Genomic DNA, 23,683 nt, shown 5'->3' on the forward strand with positions numbered 1-23,683 from the left:
ACATAACGATGTGTCAGGAGCCCAGGTCAGCAGCGGCGCGCTGCTGCGCACGCGTGCGGTGGTGACGCAGCTCAAAAAAGTGCCTCATTCGCTCACTGTCCTTCAAATAGCGAACCTTGCATCGCACGAGAGGGAGCACCGGCACTATAAGCAGCATACCTAATGCTCCGGCCGCTGTTGCGAGGACCAGCTGCATGTCGGGCCATCGCCTAGCGCACAAGCCAACACCAAGCAGCAGCAGCAGAAGCGCTACCGCAGCATGTAGAAACGCCCTCAAAGGTGGAAATCGCACAGCGCCGATATCGAGCAGCGTCGCCTCGACCTCGGCGTCGTGGCAGGCGGCATCGAGGCGAAGCTTGTCCATATCGGTAGCATAGGGTAGGTAGTGGAACTTCGTGCTCGAATCATCCAAATCGTGCAGTACCTGTTTAAGTTCAGCAAAATCTTCTGGCCAGCGGCGCTCTACTTCGACACCGTAAGCCTCAACGAGCTCCCGCACTAAGTGCAGCGCAACTACCCGCTCAACGAAGCGGCCGTCGAGGACGGCTAGGCAGGTGCCAGCTAACTCAAATATACGAAGTCGTTCAGGTGCTACGTACTCCTCATCCCACACCATTGCAGGGATGTGCGCGAGCTGGCGTTCTTTGAAGAGGGCCACACGATTCTTTCCCTCGTGCGCGAGTACAAGACCAAGCGGACGAATGTGAGTGTACTGCGCGCATTCTGATTCAGCTCGCTCAGGGCTGGACGCCGCAAACGCACTGAAAGCTTTCTCGATGACCTTCTCCTGTTCCCGGTCGTTTAGATGCGCGGGCGACCAGCGCCAGCTGTCACCGACAACCGTCGAGGTCGGCACAAGGGCCAGGTAACGAGTGGTAGAGCTGTTAGACAATCGTTTCGATCTCGCATACCAGTAGAATGGGATGACCTTCGCGGCGAAACTGTGAGGATCTAAAGTCCTATAGGTGCGACAATCGGGGAAGATTTGACCGACGATAGCGCCGCCGGCGGCGGAGCGGCTGAGAGCGTCCATCTGGTCCTTAACCGCCACCAGGCCAACAGCAGCAAGTGCAACAGCAGGCGAGCATGTAAGAGTTAATACCGGGGTTTTCTCGACGGTGCTAGTGCCGCTGTTCATTGAAGCTCCGATCAAAAAGTGTAGGAAAGATTGTATAGGAAGAGTGATCGTCAAATCACCTATCGGATGGGCGTACAACGCATCTTTGTGCAGACATTTCTCGCGAAGTGGTCATCTTGCTCAGCTGAGGTAGTTGTATGCGCCGATTGATTTAGCCTTCCATGATGGACCAGCCAGCTGTGAACCTCCGCGCGTTGCCCCAAGACGAAACGCATGGCAGGGCTATCGTATGGAATTAGCGGCTGAACGAAAGCCTTGTCGGGTACAGCGCTGTGTCCGACAAGGTCCGCGTGAAGCGCATTGATCGCCCTACGTTAAGTAGCTGAATCAGACAGCATGTTTGCGAAAGAGCCCAGAAGCTTTCGCACGCGACGGAAACGCGAAAAATTTGCCGGCGTGTCCTTGAACGTTCTTTTAGACTGGCCGGTTGTACCGGGAGAAAGTGCTTAGCTATTTGGTGCTCTCGGATGACCGAAGTTAAACCTTGACCATAGGACGGATCTGCCCGTATGAATTGAGCGATTTGGCGATTTGGCGATTTGGCGTTTTGAACGGCAGCATCCGCTTGGCTCAAGGAACCGGCAATATTCTCGACTAGATTTCGCTTAGCATCGCGGCCTAGCAAGCGGTAGAAAGCGGTAGAGAATGCCAGTTTGTGAGTAGAAGTCCTCGTCTGCGCGCGTGTCATAGCGTCCCGCACCGCCGCCGAGTTCCCAGCCAGCGTCACCGTGGCCAAAGCCAGTCTCTACCGAACCTCCAGTGTGGATCGGGTCGCAGTTCGGCGCGGCACCGCCGTTGACGAGCGCCATCGCACCGTCGCGCTGTGGTTGTGCAACGGGCACCGGGGCTGGTTGACATGGAAGACCTGGTGATTCGTTCCCACGCGGTAGAGCTGTGCGTCGTCGCATGCAATAGCCGGGCCTGCGGCATTTTATCTGGGCTGTACGGTTGCATTCGCACCTTGACACGGCAGGCTCCGGGAACCCTGCTCGCAAACTACCTCGATCAACGCTGGTGGAGGTGCATCCGGACTAGCCGGATGCACGGCGCATTACGAACGCAGGAAGGCCAACAACTCGGCGTTCAGGCGATGTTTGTGTGTCTGAGGCAGGCCATGGCCCGCGCCTTCATAAACGCTCAGCCTTCCTTGTGGAAGGATCTCGACGGCTCGACGCGCGGTGGTAGAAATTGGCACGATCTGATCGTCGTCGCCGTGAATGACTAGTGTTGGGATTGTCATTTTCTGCAGATCAGTCGTGAAGTCCGTTTCCGAGAATTGTTTGATACAGGCATAAGCACTGTGCAAGCTGCATTGCATGCCCTGAAGCCAGAACGTCTGACGCAACCCTTCGGACGTTTTCGCATTCTCACGGTTAAAGCCGAAGAACGGAATCGCAAGGTCAAGGAAGAATTGTGCACGATCAGACGTCACACCCTCGCGGATCCCATCAAAAACAGACATCGGTACACCGTCCGGATTAGAGTCGGACCGCATCATTTGAGGGGTCACAGCACCAATCAGTACAGCCTTGCCAACCCTGTCAGTACCGTGTCGGCCGATGTAACGCGCAACTTCGCCGCCACCGGTTGAATGACCAACAAGCATGGCGTTCGTTAAATCGAGGGCTGTGATCAGAGTGGCCAGATCGTCCGCATAGGTGTTCATGTCGTTCCCATGCCATGGCTTACTTGACGCACCGTGGCCACGACGGTCATGCGCAATCACACGGTATCCATGCTGCGCAAGAAACATCATCTGGCTTTCCCAAGCATCGCCCTGCAGCGGCCATCCATGACTGAACACAACTGGCTGTCCGTGCCCCCAGTCGGTGAAGTGGATAATGGTGCCGTCCTTCGCAGTCACGGAATTAATGGTACGGATAGTGCTCATTGCGTCTCCTTTCAGTAGACAATGGTGGAGCTCAAAATTCGATATTAGAGTCGGCACCACTTAGACAGTGCTATATTTGATATTGGAACCGATGTCTTTTGGAAGCGGCTGCTTTCGCTCTTTTTAATTGAAGGCTATATCGTTGGCATACATATTTAGTTCTAGCGATACCAGCGAAAACGCGATAAAAGCGATGAGTCATCGTTGTAAGCATGCGTCAACAAAATGGTGCAAGTCGCAAAATACTTATGGAGTCAACGCTTTAATATATGGATATTTCAAGGTCCCTGACGAATTTTCGGGCGGCCATACAACGATCTGCCGCAGTCCTTGTCGGAACTGTTGTAGCCCGTGTCCGTCAATGCCCTGGAACTGCACCTGCAGCACCCTGGGTTCTGCCCATTCGCCGTTCTTACCGAAACGAATCGGTCCCATCACGGTATTGAATGTAGCTTCACGTGCGTAAGCAGATAGCTCCGCATCGTAGATTCCGCCGGTTGCCTCTACGGCTTGCGCGACGACTTGCATTTGAGCGTATGCCAAAAGTGGTGTGTAGTGACCGAGCAAATCAACATGCTCCTTTGCCGCGCGTGCTTGATAGGCAGTCAAGAACTCTGCAGTTCCAGGAAACATCATGGAGCCGACTGGGGCCCAATACTCATAGTTAACGAAGCCGTTAAGCAGTGGTCCCAAAGTAGATTTAACTGCTGCAGTTTGAGGACCGATCATGCTCGCGCCTACCATTTTTGGGCGGAACGAACTCGCGTGAATTGCACGTACTAAGCCTATGGAATCATTGAGATAGGAACAAATAAACAGTAAGTCGCAATTGCTTTTCGCTACTTCCTCAACGATCTCTGTGAAGTTTTCGGTTGCCAACGCATACGTAGCCTCATGAACTATTTCAAACCCGTACTTCTCAGCATTGACTCTAGCGCCAATTATTGGATTCTTAGCGAAGAGCGCGTCAGCTGACAGCAACGCTACGGTGGTAGGGCGAGGGCTCTGCTGGGCTGCAAGGGCGAAGAATCCTTCAGTCAGCGTTGGATTTGGATCCGGGCCTGTTGGAATAATTGCGAAGTAGCCTGGGTAGGAAAGATCATCGTTCGCTCCCAGACCTTGCAGGCCCACGAAAAACAGTTCACGTTCCGCGACCACTGGCAGTGCTGGAGCAACGGAGTTTGTTCCGTATCCACCGATGACAAGGTCGACCTTGTCCTCGTCTAACAGCTGTCGATAAAGATTAGGCACGTTGGCAGCGTTGGAAAAGTCATCGCGGCATATCAGTTCGACCTTACGGTTCAGTAATCCGCCACTGCGATTAACATTTTCCTGCCAAATTTCATGAGCAAGTCGAGCGGAGCGAGCGTTGTCTGCAACCGGGCCTGTTAACGACAGACAATAACCAATACGAAGAGGGGAGGTGGTGGCTTTCATGTCAGTAAATGTAGAGTAAGGGAGTCCAGAATTGAACGAAGTGTCGTTAGATGCAACCATTCTGAAATTCTCGAGCGGTACGACACTCATGTCCTTAGTCGCGTTCTGAAGCACTCGGACTAGATCCAACAAGGCAAAAGCATACCGATCGATAAATGCGAGTAGCTCTTAAGCGAAGTGTGCTCTACGTCGCCCTCGCAGTCACTGAACTTTTCTGCTGCATCTTGCTTAAACTTGCTGGTTGCTTCAGGTCTGGTGTGACTTCCGCCAAACCGATGGCGTCGCTCCGACAAGTTTGCGGAAAGTCCTCACAAAGTGAGCTGCATCGGAGAATCCTGTAGCCTCACTAACAAGTTCGATAGAAGAACAAGTATCCATTAGCAATATTTGTGATCTTCGGATTCTTTCCTTAAGCTGCCACTGATAAGGGGCCATTCCAGTCGAGGCCTTAAATGCGCGGCAGAAGTGCCATTGCGAAAGTCCCGACAGGGCGGCCAGGTCTGCAAGTGGTACGTGATTAGGGAGGTTCGCATTCATATAGTCGATGGCAGACCGCAATTGACGGGGAGAGAGACCACAGCCCACGCCGGTTGGCGAATTCGGTTTCATCAAAAGACACGATGCTAGAGCTGCGGTTAGACTATCGCCGTAGAGTTGAATGGATGGGTCCTTCGAACCGACTGCCTTCGCTAGCAACTCAACCAAAGACCAAACTCTGCTGTCGACGAATCGTATTTGTGGAGTGGTTAGCACTGCGCTATCGAAGCAAACTCCGAGACGCTCCGATAACTTCTCTACATCAAACGTAAGGGTCGCATCCTTTACATATCTAGCGTCTTCACTGTATCCCCAGATTTCAAGTCCTGCCGGCGCAAAGAGCATATGCTTAGGCATGTAAGCGATCGGACAAGGCCGATCTCTACTGAACCGTGGTTCAGCGTGTTGGCCAACCTCTTCCAATATCACGCTTAATCGTGTTTGATCTTCATGGTCAAGACGATGTACTACCGCTCCGTTGCAATCAAACTCAGTCAAATGCACAGTTACGCCGTTCCACGCTCGACTTGACGCACGTATCGAGAGCAAGTTTTCTGGCAACTCTAGAGTAGTTTGCGGGATACTTTTCTCCGCAACAGCGACAGCGGTATTCATTTTTTCACCGTATGGGATGTTAAAGGTATCGAATTCATGACTGCTGTGTACTTTTTTAACTTGCAGGCAGGTGCCTAAGAATCGCTTCGGACATGTAATTCGTTTGGTAGAGTGCCCGGCTTGATGCTCCTCACTTTCACTATAGTCGAAAGGTGAGTAACCGAGAATGCATGAAAAAAACTGATTTTCGGTAATTTTGCTGGAATGTATAAGTGCGCCACCGATCCTAGTGAAGTCTGCGATTGTGATTTCGCCTCAGCTTTTGTAGACGGGCATTGTCCACTATGCTAACTCAGCGAAAACATTTTTTACAGGTGTAATCAGAAGGGTTGCGTTCCACCTTCGGCAACAAACAATCGCGTCCCTTGGCTCTACCAGCGCCATGGTTATATGTGTACGTTGAAACTGGTCAACGGTATAGACGACTTCCAAAAACGGCAGCTTTATGTGTCGCTGTACCGAAATTAGGGTTGTATGCATACATGCGGCTGCCATGAAGTTTCGTGTGTGTGACGATTTTCTGAACAAGAAAGCATCGTAGTAAATTGAGTGGACTTACAAGAACCGCAGTAAGTCCAACCGTTCAGATTAAACGAAGCCCATTAGAAGTAACGTTCTTGAGATGCACGAAGCATTCGAGATTCAACGTAAAGCATAATCATGACTGACGCACTTAATACGAACGTAGTTGATAGACTTGAGCCTACATATCCGACAGATAAACTGAACGATGCATCCGCAAGCATTGGACACTCTGCATGCATTGCATTGATATCGGAATCTCACCTCACACAACTTTTGAGCAGACAAATGGGCTGTGAGTCAGCCAAGGCATCATCCGATTATGAGATGGACCAGGAAAATCAACTGCGTTGCATCTCCGTAGTAAGAGCTTTGTTAAATCCTGAGCTTAAACCGACGTTATCTAAATCGGATGGATTAGGAATCGTCGTTGAGGGAAAGGAGATTAGCTACTGGTTGTCTGTGCAGCAGCTGTCTTGGTACGCTAATGATTATCAATCGGCGACTAATGCAGCTGAAAAAATCGCGAATTTGATAGATTTGGAAACGCCGGTAGTCGATTTGCTTTGCTACCACCTTTTTTCGATGCTAACACTTTCTGTGATGCCAATATCAGCCGACGGCGAAGCCGCAATTGAACGCCACGTCTTGTTCCTAGAGCGTACGCCATGTTCGGGCCCAGTAAATGTTTTCGCAATCTCCCAGCTTGCTCGCGCAATTCGAGATGGGAAGTTAGGTTTGACTCTATTAGCTCTTCAGCGACTAGAATGTGCCCTCGACACCGCTAAACAGTCTAGTCAGCTTGGTGTCGCCGCCTTGGTATCGGAAGTCGCTGTATCGATTGCACTTCAAGCAGGCTTGTCTTCTATAAGTGAGCATTACCGCGATCTGACGATATCAATTTACAAACGATGGGGCGCCGTAGGCCGTATAAACATCTTATTGTCGCATTGGAAGCGTTCGATCGATCCCAATTTAAAGGCAAGTTCATCGATTGAAGAACCTGGCTCCCCGCATAAGAAATTAATGGATTACAGACTCTATCTTGCCGATGAAATTGCTCAGCCCTTGGCAGCGATCACGCTACATTCTTTGGTTGCACGAAAGTTGCTTCGCCTGCGAGAGCCGGACGTGAAACGTGCAGTTGGATTGTTAGAGCAAGTTGGCGACGCGCGGCGTCACGCGGAAAATATTTTTCGCGGAATTTTAGAATTACTGCCGTATAGCGGAATGGAAGAGGATCGTATCATTGTCGATCAAATGGTTGAGGATGTTCTACATGAGTTTTCTCCAACATTTAAAGAAAAAGCCATCTTTATTGATACTACGTTGACTCTCGGGGACGCAGCAATCCGAGGAAGCAGTTCTCAAATGCGCCAGGTTGTTGCAAACTTGGTTAAAAATGCGATTGAGGCTCTGTTGGACAGCAAGCTAGACGTGAAAAACCGACGGATCGAAATCGCGACAAGACAGCTCGGTAGTCAAGAAATTTCAATTTGCGTGAAAGACAATGGTTTGGGGATTAATCCGTGTCACCGCGACAGAATATTTCACAGTACATTTACAACGAAGGAAGGCAATTCTGGAATGGGACTGACGATTTGCCGTGCAATAGCTAGGGCCCATCATGGAGATATTCAGTATTCGCCGCGAACGTCCGGCGGTGCGATCTTTGAGGTTCGTGTACCCAGTCAGTGTTAATGCGCAGATTCTTGCTTGTCAACACTGAGGTGCAGTTTTCTTCGATTTATGCATTCGAAACCATGCAATTCTATAGAAATTTAATTTCTGGCGTTGCGGTACCGCCCACTTTCCGCAGGCTTGGTAGGCGAAGCAAATGTTATGTTCCCGCGAAGGCAATTTGATAAGGGCATCTGCAGGTTAGGTCACCCGTAGGCTGCAAGAAGTTTGCACTCTCGCTAAATCACGGCAGCACCGGAGCACGCTTGGATGATAAACATAGGGGATTAGAGTTGATATGTGAGTATGTATGCTGCAGCGTATTGTTTTCAATCTGGCGAAGATAGAATTTGTCCTATCTCATTTGCGGGCGGCGCAGTATGTTTGCTACGCTGAAAGGCTTGTCTTCTATCCTTTGCCGGATTCTCGTCAGCGATCAGGGTCTATTTCCATTTTCAATACCTGCAAAACGTCATTTGCTCTTAGCAAACGAGGCCCCAGAGTCATTGCGGCAACGGTTACGCTAATCCTCATCTTTTGGTGGTACCAAGTGTAGACCAACGATCTCGTTGGGATTGCGTTTGGCACGGGCCTGCAAGCGAGCGATTTCTTCACGCTTGTCGTCATATTCAAGCTCAATCTTCCGGATTCGATTAATCATCGCGGCCTGTTCGGAAAGTGCAACTTTCAGCCGTTGCTCCAAGGTTCTATTTAATTGACGCAAACTAGAATTAATGCTACGCATGTCCGTTGGCGCGCGTGAAGGGAGCTTCTCGCCAAGAATCTTTCGGCGCACTGCTGCGTATCGGCAGTCGTCATAACCAATCAAAGTCCTGGAGACTCCTGCTTCCTCAGCCACGCTAGAAGGGGAAGCTTTTAAGCGCCCCTTCTTTGCGAGCTCGAGTAAGCGTGGATTTTCGGGATTCCCCGCTTTAATACGCTCCCAAGCATCAATCAAATGCTTTTCCATGCCCGCGAAACTCGTAGGCAGATCTTTTCGCTTACCGCGCATTTGCTATCTCCACAGTTGGCACAGGAGCCCCGAGATTAATTAGGTATGTTCTTGCTTGATCGGCTCTGGCTTTGGCGACACGAAACTCATTTGCTCGACCCTGGGATTGAGCTTCCAACCAGGTGGTCGCGTTCTCGACATAGCGTCTGCTCCAGTTCTCGATATTGTCTTGATCTGCCAGGAAAAGAAAGCAACCCGTGCATATTGATTGTTCACGCCATGTAAAGTTCGGACTCCTGTTTGCCCAGTGCACGGTTTGAGCGCGCTTATGGCATTCAGCTTCAGTGGGCGCGATGGATGGAATGCACTTACCGTAACCATGAAAGAAAATTTTCATGTCACGGTCCCGACACCATGCATCAATCGCCTGTCGAGCCTCCCGATCTGCAAGCCCGTCGATGATCTTGGCCATCTCTGGCTGATACTTAGCCATAACCTTAGCCAATCGTCCCTCTTGCTTGGATGCCGTGCCGCGAATGTTCGCTAGAAAGAAGTCCGTTGTCAGATTTCGGTTGAATTCAGCGACGCTACTCACGAGGCTGGCGCTTGTGCCAACGTAGGCTCCTTCGGTCACGGCGAGAGATAAATGTTTAAACTGTCGGGCGATCGCTGGCAGCATGCGCTTGTCGACTTGGAAGACATATTGGGCATACGTTTTGCGCCACTGGTGGGTGCGGATGCATTCCCCCAAAGACTCCACATAGGGCCGAGTTTGCTCGTTGAGCGCCACCTTCGCCCAATCGACAAACGATTTAGCAAACTGCTTCTGACCAAGGCGAATCAGTACGCTGCTCGGTTCAGTGATGCCTGCACTGCTAGTAGGGAAACTACGAGGGACCGCGAGAGTAACGAGAAGAAATTTCCTCGTTTCAGGCTGAGCTAGATCCCTGAATGGCGCGAGAAGCTTTTGAACAACGATAACCGCGCGAACTGCGTCTGGGAGTGCAGCCGTGCCCCTTGGTGCGGCGGCAAGTAACCATTCTTCCTCCACCGGCATGGGACGATTTTTAACCAGCTTAGACTTCACAAAATAAAGGTCCAGCATACCTGACTTTGAGGGCCTCCTTGATACGCATAAAGGTAGTCCTGTTTGCTCATCCCATCCGCTCGGTAGTGCGCAAATCTCGCCTAATCGCATTCCGGTTTCGGCTTGGATAATCAGTGTGCATGCATCGACAAGGGTGTCTACGAGGACACGTAGTTCCTGAACCGAGCTTATCTCCTTCAAGCCGAAAAGTTCGGGCCAAGGCTTGGCGGAATTTGTTGGCGTGCTGAGTTTAGGCTGCTGCAGGAAGCGTGATACCTCGGCATGCATGGCCAGAGGGCGAGCTCCTGCTGCGAGGTTCCTACTGCGTATCAACGAAACCCCTTCCACTGCCTGTATCAGGTCCTCACTCGTTGTCTCAATGAATTGATGTGCTGCGTTCATCAAGGAAATCGCAATCTCGTCAGGTAGCGCAGGGATTTGCTTGCTTACTCTCGAGACTAGATCAAGGGAAAGCTTGTAGATACTGCGTCCAGAGAAAGGCTGGGCTTGCAATGAAGTCACGCCGACGCTGGTTAATTCAAGGCGCTGCTCCCAGAGATATCGCCATGTTGAAAGGGAGTTGAAGAGGGTGCCTGAAGTAAGTCCAGGAATCTCCTCGAACTCAGGATCGCTCTCGCTTCGAGTCGCAGGACTTCCATTGCTCGTTGTTGCGCCGAGATCTTCTTCCTTAGCTTCATCATGGACACCAGGGATCTCTCCAGTAATGGCTTGTGACAAGTGACTACTTTCCCTTGGGTCGGTCTCTCCGCTTACATGCAGGTTCGATACGTCATCGACGTCTGCATGATTGGTCCTTGACGGGGACGCGTAGAGCTCAACAATCCAATCGCAGAAGCGTTCAGAAGCGCGATTGTTGAGCTCGCCGAAACAGGCGTAGTTGTGTTCAACCATCCATTTCAGAAGTCGCCGTAACCCCTCAAAGATTCTACCTGCGTTGCTAGCCTTAAACGCCCTACCATTACGTCGGTTTGAAAACAAACTCCACAAAAAGTGGCGTGCCTCGTGAAGCAGCTGCGAATGTTGGTCTGCGAAAAGCGTGGTGCCGTCAGGCAGATCAAAATCCCAGATACACGTCACTGTGTTGACCGGAGCACCTATGGCCTTGCCATCGAAAACCCAGGTCTTGTCATCCCAGCGACTCACGCTAGAGATGTGCGTAACACGCGAAGGGTCTTGGTTACGCCGACTGGCTTCGGCGTAGTTGACGCTGCCGGTAAGGCGTGCGCGTGCTATTGGTTTTGGCATGTTAGTTACTCCAAAGGCGGTAATTTGGCCAACTTGATTGCTCTGGCTTTTGCTTCAATTTGGTGTGAAAAACTTGGAAGCCAAAACTCAACCAACTTGGTTTTTACGGGCGCCCAGCGCCTGAGCCAAGCGGCAGGCGCGATGTCGCCAGCCGCATCGTCGACAGCAGCCAATAGGTTCCAAGCCTGCGCGCATGCGTACTCATCGTTCAACGCAATGCTAGCGTTAGGGCAGACTGGACATGACCCGTAGCTGCTGCAAAGCTTGTTTGGAGCAAATGGACCTGCGAATGGATCAACACATGTCCATCCCGGTGTCGCTGCGCCAAAGTCAGCTCCGCTTGGCTTGTTGCGTGGATCAACGGTGCCTGTACTCTCGCGCCATCTCGTTCTAAGCTGCAGAACCTGAGCCAGGAACTCGTCGCCTCGCTGTTTTTGTGCATCGCTGCTGTAGAGCCGATAGGTGGTATCAGGCGAAGCGTGATTGCCGGCCGCCTGTTTCGCGCGAATATCACCGTCAAACAACGTGTCGGTAATATCGAGTCCAGTTGTTCGAAAGCGATTCAACGCCGTCGGCGGTAGACCATGATCATTGTAAAACCGGTGCAAGGCATTTCTCCAGGACCTGTCACTGCCGGCCGTTGTGTGACCGGAAAATGTGCGTATTGCGCGGTTTACTTGTTCCGTAACGTAGATGAAAAGCCGTTCGCGAACCACGGGAGAGGCCACGGGGCGAATAAATGAGGTCCATTCTTTTAGGAAATCAACAATGTAGGCTGGATTGTCGGGATCGGCCGTAGCTGGCCTAATCTGAAGTTGTGCTTTATTCCCTGCCCGACCTTTCTTCGCCTTTGCAATCAATTCGAAATCATTGTCACTGCGCATAGCAGCATCTTCAAACTCATCGCGACCATCCAGAGATCGCCTGCCTCCACCATAACTTAGGTTTGCTGCCGATACCACAAGCTCTCTACTTCCAACCTCGTTTTTGCGAATAATGAAATCTTGCAGCAAGCTATTCAGGAGGGTTTCGGGATTGTAGTCAAGATGAATAGCCAGCATTAGAACGAACGGAACCAGGTCCCGTACATATGGGTAGAAGCAGTAGTGCAGTTGCGGGATACTCCCGAACGGTTTCTTGTCCTGAATCACCCTAAGCAGCATCTTATCCTGCATTTTCTCGAGTTCACTGATGCTGAGAATAACGCCGGGTACACGATGTCTGAGGGCTGCCAAGCACACGCCTAAGTCCTTGTATGGGTTTTCTGCCCAAACCTTGGGTTTCCAAGTTCCTGACGGATGATAGGCATGAGCGGGGAATACGTCTCCTTGCAACGCGGCGGGATGCTCGAACATAGCTTCCATTGAAGCTCGTTGCGAACGGACTTTCGCCATTGTTGTTATAATCTCTTTTTTGCAAGCAATGTAGATTTCGCGATAGGTTTCCTCGGAGATGATCTGGACTTGCTTGCGGTCGTCTACTTCGCCGCGCCAGTAGTTAGTTCGCAGAGTCAGTTCAGAGGACAATTGGCCCTTCCACCGATCCGAGTTTTGCAGATACTGTAGAACTGACGATGCTGTCGACTGAAAATGCTGTTTCGAGATCTTTTTATATTTCTCTTTTCCGTTCTCGGCTCGGCGTAGCCAAACGATAAAGCGTTCAAATACTTCAGTAGTGATGTCGGGTAGCGCAGCGTTTGGTACAGCAACACCAAGGTAGGCGATGAGACCGTTCTTTAGTTGCAGACATTTTCCTGCAACCGTAACAAGCGGTGAAGCGTCATGTTTTGCTTTCGTAGCAATCGCTTCGGAAAACGGCTCATAAAGCAACGGAAAATCGAGAAGAAAACTGATGTCTATCGACTTTTCTCCCCCAGGTGCTGTTTCATACGGAACGTACAGTTTCAGCACTTGTTTACCGCATTCCTCCGTGCGCTCAACCCTATAGGAACGGGCGGATTTTTCAGCCGCGAAGTCGGCAATATTTGAAGTACCAAGCCTTTGAGAATAGGCGCTTGGCTTCTTTTCTCTACGCATGCTCTGCTCCGATTTTCCTCTTGGCGGCGAACTGAATTCTTCCCGCGTTACGCCTGTCAACCTCAACGACTTTGAGATACGTATCAAGAGTCACGGCCAAAGTTGCATGCCCGAGTAGCACTTGGATTTCCTTCCACGGTTCCGCATCTCCATTATCTTTCTTCCAGTGGTAGGTCCATACAGCGAACGTATGCCGGAGAGAGTGGAATGAATGTCGCGAGAGATGCTCGCGATAATGTTCATTCGTATCAAGATCAAATTTCTCGATCGATTGAGTGATATTTGCATCCAGACAAGCTTGATTAAATGCCCAAGAGAGGGAGTGCGCGCTTACAGGTTTCCCGGCATGTTGAATTGGCTGCGCTGCGTTGACGAAGAGAGATGTTGGGCGCTTATATCTGGCGCCCCTTTTCTTTGCGTGCTGCTGCCCAAGCTTAATCGAGAGCTCGCGCTCCTCATCAAGATAGATCATTAGCTCAGGAATAAGGTAACCTGGAACCAGCACGTCACGAGCCTTCAAACGCTTCGTTTTCACGACACGCAAGACGAAGAAGCCTTGATCTCGTTCTTCGTCGTCAGATAGCAGCCAGGCTTGATGCAAATCTCTCAATTGGAACTCAGAGAGGCTTGCGATTTCATCTACGCGCAGTCCAGTACCGATAGATAGTTCGCAAGCCAAGCGATTCCTACTTGGACGTAAGTCGTTTTCTCGCTGGCTTGGCATTGGTCCTAGTGCCCCTTGCAACTGATGCCATTCGTCTCTCGTCAAAGGTCGCACCGGTTCCGCAGATTCTGCTCCCTCCTGATATGCGGACTTGGTTCCATTGAAACTGTTAGCAACCTTGGCATGTGATGAATCGAGACGTTGGCTTGAGATATGCACGCGGCCCTTCTTTACTTTGGTACGCACGAATTCACCGTGGTACCAACCGCGACTTGTAGCGTAGGCATAGAAACGTTCAACGGTTGCTTGTCTCCTCGAGATAGTCTTGCTAGCGATCGGTCTCTTCGTGTGCGGGCTTATGATTTCCTGCATTGCATCGCGCCATGCAATGTAGTCGGCCTCGCCAGCAACATCCCAGGGTTTCCCTTGTTCGAGCTTCCGAGTCTGCGGATTTACCCATGAAACATGCGACAGATAATCGAACCAGTCTCGAAGGTCAAAGGCCATTGCATCTGCCGTATGCATTTTCCAATGTCGTTGCCCACGTTTGAGTTGAGTAGCAAGGATGTAGAGCAGCGCCGGCTCAATAATCTTCGACTGCTCGTCGATGACAAGGAAAGGGAAGCCTTCTGGCAAGGCGTCCGCAAGCCAGGGGCTCTCTCCTGCCAGAGAAACTGCTTTGTGAACACTTATCGACATGTGCTACCTTGAGCTTAATAATGAACAGAGCTTACAGCACGGAATCATCTTCCGCAAGTAAAGTGATGTTAAATGAACACTCGGTGCATTAAGCACATATAACTTATTGAAAGTGGGAATGTTCGGATTGAGACAGCCGTAAACGTCGGAAGGTAAGAGGAAAAGGGGCTAGCCGAGTTGTGCTTGCGCTGAAATTTTTAGTGAACACCCGCATCGAAGATATATACCTGCAGGCCCACCAGGCCTTCGGCGTGCGCCTGCGCGACTTCCAGAAGATGGCGCTGGAAGACTGGGTCCAGGAATACCGCGGCGACCTGGGCACGGCGCTGACCGACGTGGTCGGCATGGACGCCTTCCTGGCCGACTTCGACCTCTACTTCGCCAAGCTGTTCGACGGCCTGCGCCACGATTCGGGCGACCCGGTCGAATGGGGCGAGAAGGCGCTGGCCCACTACGCCAAACTGCGCATCGACCCCCGCACCAAGCGCCTGGTGTTCTCGGACGGCCTGAACGTGGAGAAGGCGCTGAACCTGTACCGCCATTTCGCTGACCGGGTGATGCTCGGCTTCGGCATCGGCACCAAGCTCACCAACGACACGCCTTACCCGGCGCTGAACATCGTGATGAAGCTGGTGCGCTGCAACGGCCAGGCCGTGGCCAAGCTGTCCGACGAGCCCGGCAAATCGCAGTGCACCGACGCCACCTTCATCGCCTATCTGCGCCAGGTGTTCGACCACCCGGAGCGCCGCCCTTCATAGCGGGTTGTCGGCCGAGGGCTGCAGGCGCCACAGTTCGGTCGGCAGCGCCGGCGGCGCGTCCGGCTTGAAGAAGCTCGAATCCTGGATGTGCGAGGCGGTCACGTAGATCGCGCCGTCCGGCCCCTGGCTGAAGGTGTCGGGCCAGCGCAGGCGCGGGTCCCGCACCAGGGTGCGCGCCGGCGCGCCCGGACCCTGGTCCAGGTCGCGCAGCTTCACCGCATCCTCCTCGAGCGCCGAGAGCAGCATCTTGTTGCTGCCGCGCGGGATCAGGAGCCCGTCGTTGACGCCGTTGATGCCGTAGTCCTCGACCGCGTTTGAAACGTCCTTGCCCTGCCAGCCGTCGCCCAGCAGCGTCGCGGTCGGAATGCGGTACAGGGTGTCGCCCTTGATCGCCTGCCAGTACAGCCAGGCGCCGTCGTCCGAGATCGCGATGCCGTCCGAGGAGAACTCGACGCCGCGCCCGTCCGGCCGGCGCAGCACCTTGCCGTCGGCCTTCACGTCCAGTCCCTTCTTCATCTGGGTCGAGGGGTGGCCGTCGAGCAGGCGCACTGTCTTGCCGGACGCGAGTTCGACCACCAGCAGGGCGCCCTTGACGCCGGAATCGGTGATGAAGGCGTGCGTCCCGCCGTTCGAGAAGCGCACGTCGTTCAGGTAGGAGCCCTGGGGCGCGGCCTGCTCGTCGAAGGCGATGGTCTGGACCGGCTTGTCGGTGGCCAGGTCGATGCGCACCAGCTTGGCGCCGCCGGACACGAGGTGGGCCTGGGCCGGGGCCGCCGGGTCCAGCACCCACAGGCTGCCGCGGCCGTCGGCGACGATGCTCTGCACGCAGACCCAGTGGTCTTCGGGACCCAGTTCGTCCTTGCGCGCATTGCGCCAGGCGTTCCATTCGCCGTCCGGGTAGGGACGGAGTGTGCCGTCGCGCAGCAGTTCGGCGACCGAGACCGGGCTGTCCTCGGTCCAGCGCGGGAAGTTGACGAAGATGCGGCCGTCTTCGGAGACGGACACGCCGGTGACCTGGTGGTCGAATTGCGCGACGCGTTCGAGCGTCCACGGCTGGAGGTTCTCAGGCATGATGTTCCTTTCGGGATGAGCTGCGGGCGGCGGCAGGGGCCGCCGCCTTGGGTCGCTGCGGCCTGGCGGCGCGCCTGGACTTGGGCGCAGGCGGCTTCGGGTGTTCCTGTTCATGGCGCAGGCGCGCTTCCAGCATCGCCAGCACCGCCGCTTCCTCCGGGCGCAGGGCGTGCAGGTCGCGGGCCAGGGCTTCTTCGGTGCGCTCGCGCATCACTTCCAGCACGCTGCCTTCGAGGTAGGCGTCGAGCACCGCCGGATGCACATAGCATTTGCGGCAGATCGAGGGCGTGTTGCCGAGCCGCTCGGCCACCGATTCGATGGCGCGCACGATGTTCTTCTTGGCCTGAGCCTCGGAGTCGAACTTCTCGAATTCCTGCAGGGCGAGCGCCGCCAGCAGGGTGCCGGACCAGGTGCGGAAGTCCTTGGCGGTATAGTCTTCGCCGCTGATGGCGCGCAGGTAGTCGTTGACGTCGCTCGAGTCGATGCTGTGGGTCTCGCCCTCGTCGTCGACGTACTGGAACAGTTCCTGGCCGGGCAGGTCGCGCACGCGCGCGACGATGCGCGCCAGGCGGCGGTCGTGCACGTGGACGTCGTGGTAGACCCCGCTCTTGCCGCGGAAGCGGAAGGCGACGTCGCTGCCGTCCACCCGCACGTGGCGGTTGCGCAGGGTGGTCAGGCCGAAGGACTTGTTGGTGCGCGCATATTCCTCGTTGCCGACCCGCATCATGGTGTGTTCGAGCAGGTAGACGATGGTGGCCAGCACTTTTTCGCGGGGCAAGCCCGGCAGGCCGAGGGCGCGGTCGACCTCGGCCCGGATCGCCGGCAGGGCCTGGCCGAATTTCAGCATGCGCTCGTACTTGACTTCGTCGCGCGTCTCGCGCCACTTGGCGTGGTAGCGGTATTGCTTGCGGCCCCTGGCGTCGCGCCCGGTCGCCTGCAGGTGGCCATTGGCCTGTGGACAGACCCACACCTCCGTCCACGCCGGCGGGATCGCCAGCTTCCTGATCCGGGCCAGGGTGGTTTCGTCGGCGATCTCCTCGCCCTTGGCGTCGAGATAGCGAAATCCCTCCTTGGCGGGTTCGCGCCGGATGCCGGGTTTGTCGTCGTGCACGTAGCGCAGGCCGGCCGCGCGCGCGGCGGCGGGCGGGTCGGCCGGCACGATGTTGGAAACCGCGTCGGAAACGGTGTCGGGGACGGCGGCGGGAGCGCGGGTTTCGCTGGGCATGGCAGGGTCCGGTGTCTGGGTGGGATCGCACCGATCCTACCCGCCACCGCCAGCGCGCACTGTTAGGGACATAACCCTGGCGGCGTACCGGGCGGCCGCCGCCCCGGGCGATGCGCCGGCTGGAAGTCAGCCGTCGGCGCGCGCCGCCACCTGGGCCAGCAGGTCGCTCAGCTCCACCGTATTGACCGGCTTGACCATGTAGTGGTCGAAGCCGGCGTCGCGCGCCGCGTCGCGGTCCTGCTGGCGGCCATAGCCGGTGGCGGCGACCAGCACCGCGCCGGTGGTCTGGGGCAGGCGGCGCAGGCGGCGCGCCAGTTCGTTGCCGTCCATGTCGGGCAGGCCGATGTCGAGCAGGCAGACCTGGGGTGAGAACACTTTCGCGACCTCGAGCGCGTCGCCGCCGCTGTAGGCGATCTCGGCCCGGTGGCCGGCGGCCTGCAGGAACAGGTTGAGGGTGTGGGCGGCGTCCAGGTTGTCGTCCACCACCAGCACCCGCAGCGAGGCGCCGGCCAGCCCGGGCTCGGCGCGCGCGGGGGCGGGTTGCAGCGCCGCCTCGGCCGCATGGCGCGGCAGGCGCACGGTGAAGGTCGAGCCCTGGCCCAGGCCGGGGCTGTGGGCGCCCACGCTGCCGCCATGCAGCTCGACCAGGCTCTTGGCCAGGGCCAGGCCCAGTCCCAGGCCGCCCTGCGAGCGGTCCGGCGTGCGTTCGGCCTGGGTGAACAGGTCGAACACGCGCGCCACCAGGCCGGGCTCCATGCCGATGCCGTCGTCCTCGACGCTCAGCAGCCAGTCGGCGCCGTCCTGCCTGAGCTGGAGGCGGATATGGCCGCCCTCGGGCGTGTACTTGGTGGCGTTGCCGAGCAGGTTGGCCACCACCTGCACCAGGCGCTTGTGGTCGCCCTTGACGCTGGCCGGGCCGGGCGGCAGGTCGAGCACCACCTTGTGGCGCCGCGCCGTGATCAGGGGGCGGATCTGCTCGGCCGCGTCGTCGACCACGCCGCGCAGGTCCAGCACCTGGGTCGAGAGCGAGACCAGGCCGCGCGTCACGCGCGAGACGTCGAGCAGGTCGTCCACCAGGCTGGTCATGTGCTCGACCTGGCGCGCGATGATGGCGCAGGTCTGGGTGATCTGGGCATTGTCCGAATGCAGCAGCTTGAGCAGGTGGGCGCCGGTGCTGATCGGCGCCAGCGGGTTGCGCAGCTCGTGCGCCAGCATCGCCAGGAACTCGTCCTTGCGCTGGTCGGCGGCGCGCAGCTCGCGTTCGGCCAGGCTGCGCGCGGCTTCCTTCTTCTGCAGGGTCTCGGCCATCTCGTCCAGGGCCTGGGCCAGGCGGCCGATCTCCTCGCGCCCGTATTCGATGCCGCTGCGCGCCTCCAGCTCGCCCTCGGCGATGCGGCGCGCGGTGGTCATCAGCTTGCGCACCCGCTGCACGATCAGGACGTCGCCCGCGAACCAGGCGGCCAGCAGGGCCAGCACGGTGGTGGCGGCCAGGCCCAGCAGCGACATGGTCTGGGCCTCGCGCGCCACCTCGGTGATGGTGGCGGTGGGCACGCCGATGGTCACCGTGTATTCGGACAGCGAAGGCGGGCCGACGCGCGCGAAGGCGTGCAGGCGCTCGACCCCGTCCTCGCCGCGCACCACCACCGCGCGCGCATGCGGGCCGCGCATCGCCTGCTGCAGGCTGGGGGAAATCTTCTTGCCGAACCAGCGCTCGGGGTCGGGGCGGCGCGAGATCAGGGTGCCGCCCGAGTCGGCGGTCTCCAGCAGGGAGCCGGGCGGCAGGTTGATGTCGTTGACGAAGGTGTCCAGCCCGGCCAGGTCCATGGCCGCGAACACCACCGCCACCACCTTGCCGCTGCGGTCGATCACCGGATAGGTGAGGTTGATGGTGTGCTTGCGGATCACGCGCCCGAACACGTAGTCGCCGGCGATGAAGCGGCGCTCGGCGATGGCGCGCTTGAAGTGGCGGCGGTCGCCCAGGTTCACCGGGTGCAGCATCGGCACCGCGCTGCAGCTCACGTCGCCGTTCATCTGGATCAGGCCGAAGTTGACGTAGCCCTCGTTGCGGTCGAGGACGTCAGCCAGCAGGGCGTTGCAGCGGCCGGTCTCGCCCATCAGGTCGGGCACGCTGACCAGGTCGACCAGGATCTGGCGCGCGCGCTCGATCGACTGGGCCTCGTTGGCGGCGGCCAGGCTGGTCAGGCGCATCAGGTTTTCCTCGGAGGCGCGGATCGCCGCTTCGCGCTCGCGCAGGCCGCCCAGCACCGTGACCACGGCGATCGGCGTGATCGCCAGCGCGACCAGCAGCATCAGCCGGCTGCGCAGGCTGTTCAGGCGGAAGCGGCCGAGGACCGAGCTCATGACACGGCGCGGACGGCGCAGCCGTCGCCGAAGGCGGCGATGCGCTCGATCCCTTCCATCAGGGTAGCCGCGTCGTCCTGGATGTAGCCGAGCCGGATGTGGCCGTGCAGGCCCAGGGCTTCGCCCGGCATCACCGCGACCAGGGCCTGCTCGAGCAGGGACTCGGCGAAGGCGAGGGTGTCGTGGGTCAGCCTGCGCACGTCGGCCCACAGGTAAGGTCCGGCGGGGGGCGCGGGCAGGCGCATCCAGGGCAGGGCGGCGCAGCGCGCCACCACCGCGTCGCGGCGCGCGCGGTAGTCGCGCAGCAGGGCGTGCGGGGCGCCGCTGCCGAAGGCCGCCTGGGCCGCCACCTGCGACAGGTGCGGCACGGCGGCCGTCACCGGCCCCTGCAGGCTTTGCATGGCCTGCACCAGGGGCGCCGGGGCCAGGGCGAAGCCGACCCGCCAGCCCATCATGGCATAGCTCTGGGAGGCCGAGAACAGGGTGACCACGCCCGGGTCGCGCCAGCCGCCCAGCGCGGCCAGGCTGAGGTGGCGGCCCTCGAAGACCAGGTGCTCGTAGCTCTCGTCGCAGATCACGCACACGCCGCGGCGCGCGGACCAGTCGCGCAGCAGTTCGAGCTCCGCGCGGCCGTACACCTTGCCGCTCGGGTTATGCGGGTTGTTGATGACCAGGACCCGCAGCGGCCCGAGGGCGTCGAGCGCGGCCTCGTTCAGGGTGTCGGGCAGGTCGGCCAGCACCACGTTCAGGCCGAGCAGGCGGGCGGTGGCGAGGTAAGCCGGCCAGTAGGGACGGAACACGGCGATCGTATCGCCCGGGTCGGTGAGCGCGTACAGCGCCTGGTAGTAGGCCTGCTTGGCGCCATTGGTGACGATGATCTCGTCGACGCCGGCCTCGACGCCGTTCTCGCGCCGCAGCTTGTCGGCCAGCGCGGCGCGCACCGCGGGTTCGCCGATCACGTCCGCGTAGGGCATGGCCTCACGGCGCGCCACGGCTGCCTCGACCGCCGCCGCCACCGGCTCCGGCGCGGCGAAGTGCGAGATCGCGATCGACAGGTCGATCACCGGCTTGCCGGCCCGGCGCAGGGCGTCGGCGCGCGCATGCATGGCGGTGGTCGCCAGGGGAGGAGAATGCGCAATCCGGTTCGAGATCTTGATCGTCATCGATGTCGGGCCGTCTCGTTCGTGCCGGGCGAAGAACGCGACGCGGCTTTATAGCTATTGGACATTGCCTGATTGTACTAAATTATCCTGTCCGCCTAGCGACCACGCCAATGGTGCGCGGCATTTACTTGACACCTAAAGTATTTGTGCGGGTAATATACGCCCACCACCAGAACCGGGAGCCACCATGAACATCGTGTGCGTGGGCGGCGGCCCTGCCGGCCTCTACTTCGCCCTGCTGACGAAGAAGCGCCATCCGCAGCACGCCGTCACCGTCATCGAGCGCAACCGCCCCAGCGATACCTTCGGCTGGGGCGTGGTGTTTTCCGACCAGACACTGGGCCACCTGGCGGGCGCGGACGAGCCCAGCGCGCGCGCCATTTTGCAGTCCTTCAACCACTGGGACGCGATCGAGGTGCACTTCCGTGGCCGCACAGTCAGCTCCGGCGGCCACGGCTTCTGCGGCATCGCGCGCAAGCGCCTGCTGAACATCCTGCAGGAACGCTGCCGCGAGCTCGGCGTCGAGCTGGTGTTCGAGCAGGCGGTGGACGACGAACTGGCGCTGGCGCGGCGCCACAACGCCGACCTGGTGATCGCCTCCGACGGCGTCAACAGCGCCATCCGCCAGCGCCATGCGGGGGTGTTCCAGCCCGAGGTCGAGCCGCGCCTGTGCCGCTTCGTCTGGCTCGGCACGCGCAAGCGCTTCGACGCCTTCACCTTCGCCTTCGAGGAAACGGAACACGGCTGGTTCCAGGCCCACGCCTACCAGTACGACGGCGAGACCTCGACCTTCATCGTCGAGACCCTCGAATCGACCTGGCGCGCGGCCGGGCTGGAAGACATGGACCAGGCCCAGGCCCTGGCCTTCTGCGAGCGCCTGTTCGCGCGCTACCTCGACGGCCAGCCGCTGATGGCCAATGCCGGCCACCTGCGCGGCTCCGCCATGTGGATCCGCTTCCCGCGCCTGGCCTGCCGCCAGTGGGTGCACACGCTGGAGGTGGACGGGCGCCGGGTCCCGCTGGTGCTGATGGGCGACGCCGCCCACACCGCCCATTTCTCGATCGGCTCGGGCACCAAGCTGGCGCTGGAAGACGCGATCGGGCTGGCGGGCGAGCTCGAGGGCGAACACCTTGACCTCGACGCGGCCCTGGCGCGCTACCAGGACAGCCGCATGGTCGAGGTGCTCAAGCTGCAGAGCGCCGCGCGCAATTCGATGGAATGGTTCGAGAACGTGGCGCGCTATGGCGCCATGCAGGCCGAGCAGTTCGCCTATTCGCTGCTGACCCGCAGCCAGCGCCTGTCGCACGAGAACCTGCGCCTGCGCGACCCCGCCTACATCGCCGGCTTCGAGCGCTGGTTCGCGCAGCAAGCCTTTGCCGCCGCCGGCCTGCCGGCGCCGCAGGAGCCGGTGCCGCCGATGTTCACCCCCTTCAAGCTGCGCGGGGTGCTGCTCAAGAATCGGGTGGTGGTCTCGCCCATGGCCCAGTACTCGGCCGAGGACGGGCTGGTCGGCGACTACCACCTGGCCCACCTCGGCGCGCGCGCCCTGGGCGGGGCGGCCTTGGTGATGGCCGAGATGACCTGCGTCTCGGCCGACGCCCGCATCACGCCCGGCTGTCCGGGCCTGTACACGCCGGCGCACACCGCGGCCTGGAAGCGCATCGTCGACTTCGTGCATGCGTCGAGCGACGCGAAGATCGGCGTGCAGCTCGGCCATGCCGGCGCCAAGGGCTCGACCCGGCCGGCCTGGGACGGCATCGACCTGCCTTTGGAAAACGGTAACTGGCCGCTGGTGGCGGCCTCCAGCCAGCAGTACATCGAGGGCGTGTCCCAGCGCGCGCGCGAAGCCACGCTGGAGGACCTGGAGCGCATCAAGCTGGACTTCGTGCGCGCCACCCGCGCCGCCGCCGAGGCCGGCTTCGACTGGCTGGAACTGCACTGCGCCCATGGCTACCTGCTGTCGAGCTTCATCTCGCCGCTCACCAACCGGCGCGAGGACGCCTACGGCGGCAGCCTGGAGAAGCGCTGCCGCTACCCGCTGGAAGTGTTCGCGGCGGTGCGCGCGGCCTGGCCCCAGGACCGGCCGATCAGCGTGCGGGTCTCGGCCCACGACTGGGTCGAGGGCGGCATCACGCCCCAGGACGCGGTCGCGATCGCGCGCCTGTTCAAGGAGGCCGGCGCCGACATGATCGACTGCTCTTCGGGGCAGGTGAGCAGGCAGGAAAAGCCGGTGTTCGGGCGCATGTTCCAGACCCCGTTCTCGGACCGCATCCGCAACGAGGCCGGCATCCCGACCATCGCCGTGGGCGCCATCTACGAAGCCGACCATGTGAACGGCATCGTCGCCGCCGGACGCGCCGACCTGTGCGCGGTGGCGCGCCCGCACCTGGCCAATCCGGCCTGGACCCTGCTGGAAGCGGCGCGCATCGGCTACACCGGCGCCGCCTGGCCGCGCCAGTACCGCGCCGGCAAGCTCCAGCTCGAACGCAATCTCGAACGCGAGCGCGCGCTGCAGGCGGCCAGCGCCGGCCTCTCGCCCCAGCAGGTGGCGGCGCGCCTGCTCGAGGGCTGACACTTTTTA

Annotated in this window: 15 protein-coding genes and 1 pseudogene; 3 read left to right on the forward strand and 13 right to left on the reverse strand. The window is 58.3% G+C overall.

Features of this window, described 5'->3' with window-relative positions:
* Window positions 1–13: 13 nt before the first annotated feature.
* The 5 genes from B0920_RS25405 to B0920_RS26435 all read right to left on the reverse strand — a co-directional run bounded on the left by B0920_RS25405 (window position 14) and on the right by B0920_RS26435 (window position 5,618).
* Window positions 14–1,138 carry a hypothetical protein gene (locus B0920_RS25405; protein ID WP_143745629.1) on the reverse strand — a complete coding sequence of 375 codons (1,125 nt, stop codon included), beginning with the start codon at window positions 1,136–1,138 and terminating at the stop codon, window positions 14–16.
* 235 nt (window positions 1,139–1,373) lie between these two features.
* Window positions 1,374–1,826, reverse strand: coding sequence for a catalase-related domain-containing protein (locus tag B0920_RS26520; RefSeq protein ID WP_373887891.1), 453 nt, complete (start codon window positions 1,824–1,826; stop codon window positions 1,374–1,376).
* Window positions 1,827–2,189: 363 nt separating this feature from the next.
* Window positions 2,190–3,011, reverse strand: a complete 822-nt coding sequence (locus B0920_RS03380; RefSeq protein ID WP_373887892.1) for an alpha/beta fold hydrolase — start codon at window positions 3,009–3,011, stop codon at window positions 2,190–2,192.
* A gap of 264 nt (window positions 3,012–3,275) precedes the next feature.
* Entirely contained in the window at window positions 3,276–4,466 is a 1,191-nt protein-coding gene (locus B0920_RS03385; RefSeq protein WP_078031162.1) for an amino acid ABC transporter substrate-binding protein, read from the reverse strand.
* 246 nt (window positions 4,467–4,712) lie between these two features.
* Window positions 4,713–5,618, reverse strand: coding sequence for a helix-turn-helix domain-containing protein (locus B0920_RS26435; protein WP_078031163.1), 906 nt, complete (start codon window positions 5,616–5,618; stop codon window positions 4,713–4,715).
* Window positions 5,619–6,278: 660 nt separating this feature from the next.
* Between B0920_RS26435 and B0920_RS03395 the strand changes: the two genes are divergently transcribed.
* Window positions 6,279–7,841: a sensor histidine kinase gene (locus tag B0920_RS03395; RefSeq protein ID WP_078031164.1), complete on the forward strand. Its 1,563-nt coding sequence runs from the start codon at window positions 6,279–6,281 to the stop codon at window positions 7,839–7,841.
* A gap of 502 nt (window positions 7,842–8,343) precedes the next feature.
* Here B0920_RS03395 and B0920_RS25410 read toward each other — a convergent pair.
* The 4 genes from B0920_RS25410 to B0920_RS03400 all read right to left on the reverse strand — a co-directional run bounded on the left by B0920_RS25410 (window position 8,344) and on the right by B0920_RS03400 (window position 14,524).
* Entirely contained in the window at window positions 8,344–8,790 is a 447-nt protein-coding gene (locus B0920_RS25410; protein ID WP_143745630.1) for a hypothetical protein, read from the reverse strand.
* 31 nt (window positions 8,791–8,821) lie between these two features.
* A complete protein-coding gene (locus tag B0920_RS25415) occupies window positions 8,822–11,023 on the reverse strand; it encodes a hypothetical protein (RefSeq protein ID WP_143745631.1) in 2,202 nt (733 codons plus the stop codon).
* 107 nt (window positions 11,024–11,130) lie between these two features.
* Entirely contained in the window at window positions 11,131–13,161 is a 2,031-nt protein-coding gene (locus B0920_RS25420; RefSeq protein WP_143745632.1) for a hypothetical protein, read from the reverse strand.
* Window positions 13,154–14,524 (reverse strand): site-specific integrase, encoded by a 1,371-nt coding sequence (locus B0920_RS03400; protein WP_078031165.1) that lies wholly within the window; start codon window positions 14,522–14,524, stop codon window positions 13,154–13,156. The genes B0920_RS25420 and B0920_RS03400 overlap by 8 nt, the downstream gene beginning before the upstream one ends.
* 161 nt (window positions 14,525–14,685) lie before the next feature.
* Here B0920_RS03400 and B0920_RS03405 point away from each other — a divergent pair.
* Window positions 14,686–15,282 (forward strand): annotated as a pseudogene (locus tag B0920_RS03405) (nicotinate phosphoribosyltransferase); the annotation flags it as partial.
* Here B0920_RS03405 and B0920_RS03410 read toward each other — a convergent pair.
* From B0920_RS03410 to B0920_RS03425, 4 genes are all read right to left on the reverse strand, one after another.
* Window positions 15,277–16,353 (reverse strand): L-dopachrome tautomerase-related protein, encoded by a 1,077-nt coding sequence (locus tag B0920_RS03410; RefSeq protein ID WP_078031166.1) that lies wholly within the window; start codon window positions 16,351–16,353, stop codon window positions 15,277–15,279. The pseudogene B0920_RS03405 and the gene B0920_RS03410 sit on opposite strands and share 6 nt — an antisense overlap.
* Window positions 16,346–17,578: a DNA topoisomerase IB gene (locus tag B0920_RS03415; protein ID WP_078031167.1), complete on the reverse strand. Its 1,233-nt coding sequence runs from the start codon at window positions 17,576–17,578 to the stop codon at window positions 16,346–16,348. Before B0920_RS03415 ends, B0920_RS03410 begins: the two co-directional genes overlap by 8 nt.
* 126 nt (window positions 17,579–17,704) lie before the next feature.
* Window positions 17,705–19,939, reverse strand: a complete 2,235-nt coding sequence (locus B0920_RS03420) for an ATP-binding protein (RefSeq protein WP_078031168.1) — start codon at window positions 19,937–19,939, stop codon at window positions 17,705–17,707.
* Window positions 19,936–21,102 (reverse strand): pyridoxal phosphate-dependent aminotransferase, encoded by a 1,167-nt coding sequence (locus B0920_RS03425; RefSeq protein WP_229455142.1) that lies wholly within the window; start codon window positions 21,100–21,102, stop codon window positions 19,936–19,938. Before B0920_RS03425 ends, B0920_RS03420 begins: the two co-directional genes overlap by 4 nt.
* 187 nt (window positions 21,103–21,289) lie before the next feature.
* On the opposite strand from B0920_RS03425, the gene B0920_RS03430 reads away from it, so the two are divergent.
* Window positions 21,290–23,674 (forward strand): bifunctional salicylyl-CoA 5-hydroxylase/oxidoreductase, encoded by a 2,385-nt coding sequence (locus B0920_RS03430; protein ID WP_078031169.1) that lies wholly within the window; start codon window positions 21,290–21,292, stop codon window positions 23,672–23,674.
* The last annotated feature ends 9 nt before the right edge of the window (window positions 23,675–23,683 follow it).

It is taken from the genome of Massilia sp. KIM (assembly GCF_002007115.1).
GTDB lineage: Bacteria > Pseudomonadota > Gammaproteobacteria > Burkholderiales > Burkholderiaceae_D > Telluria.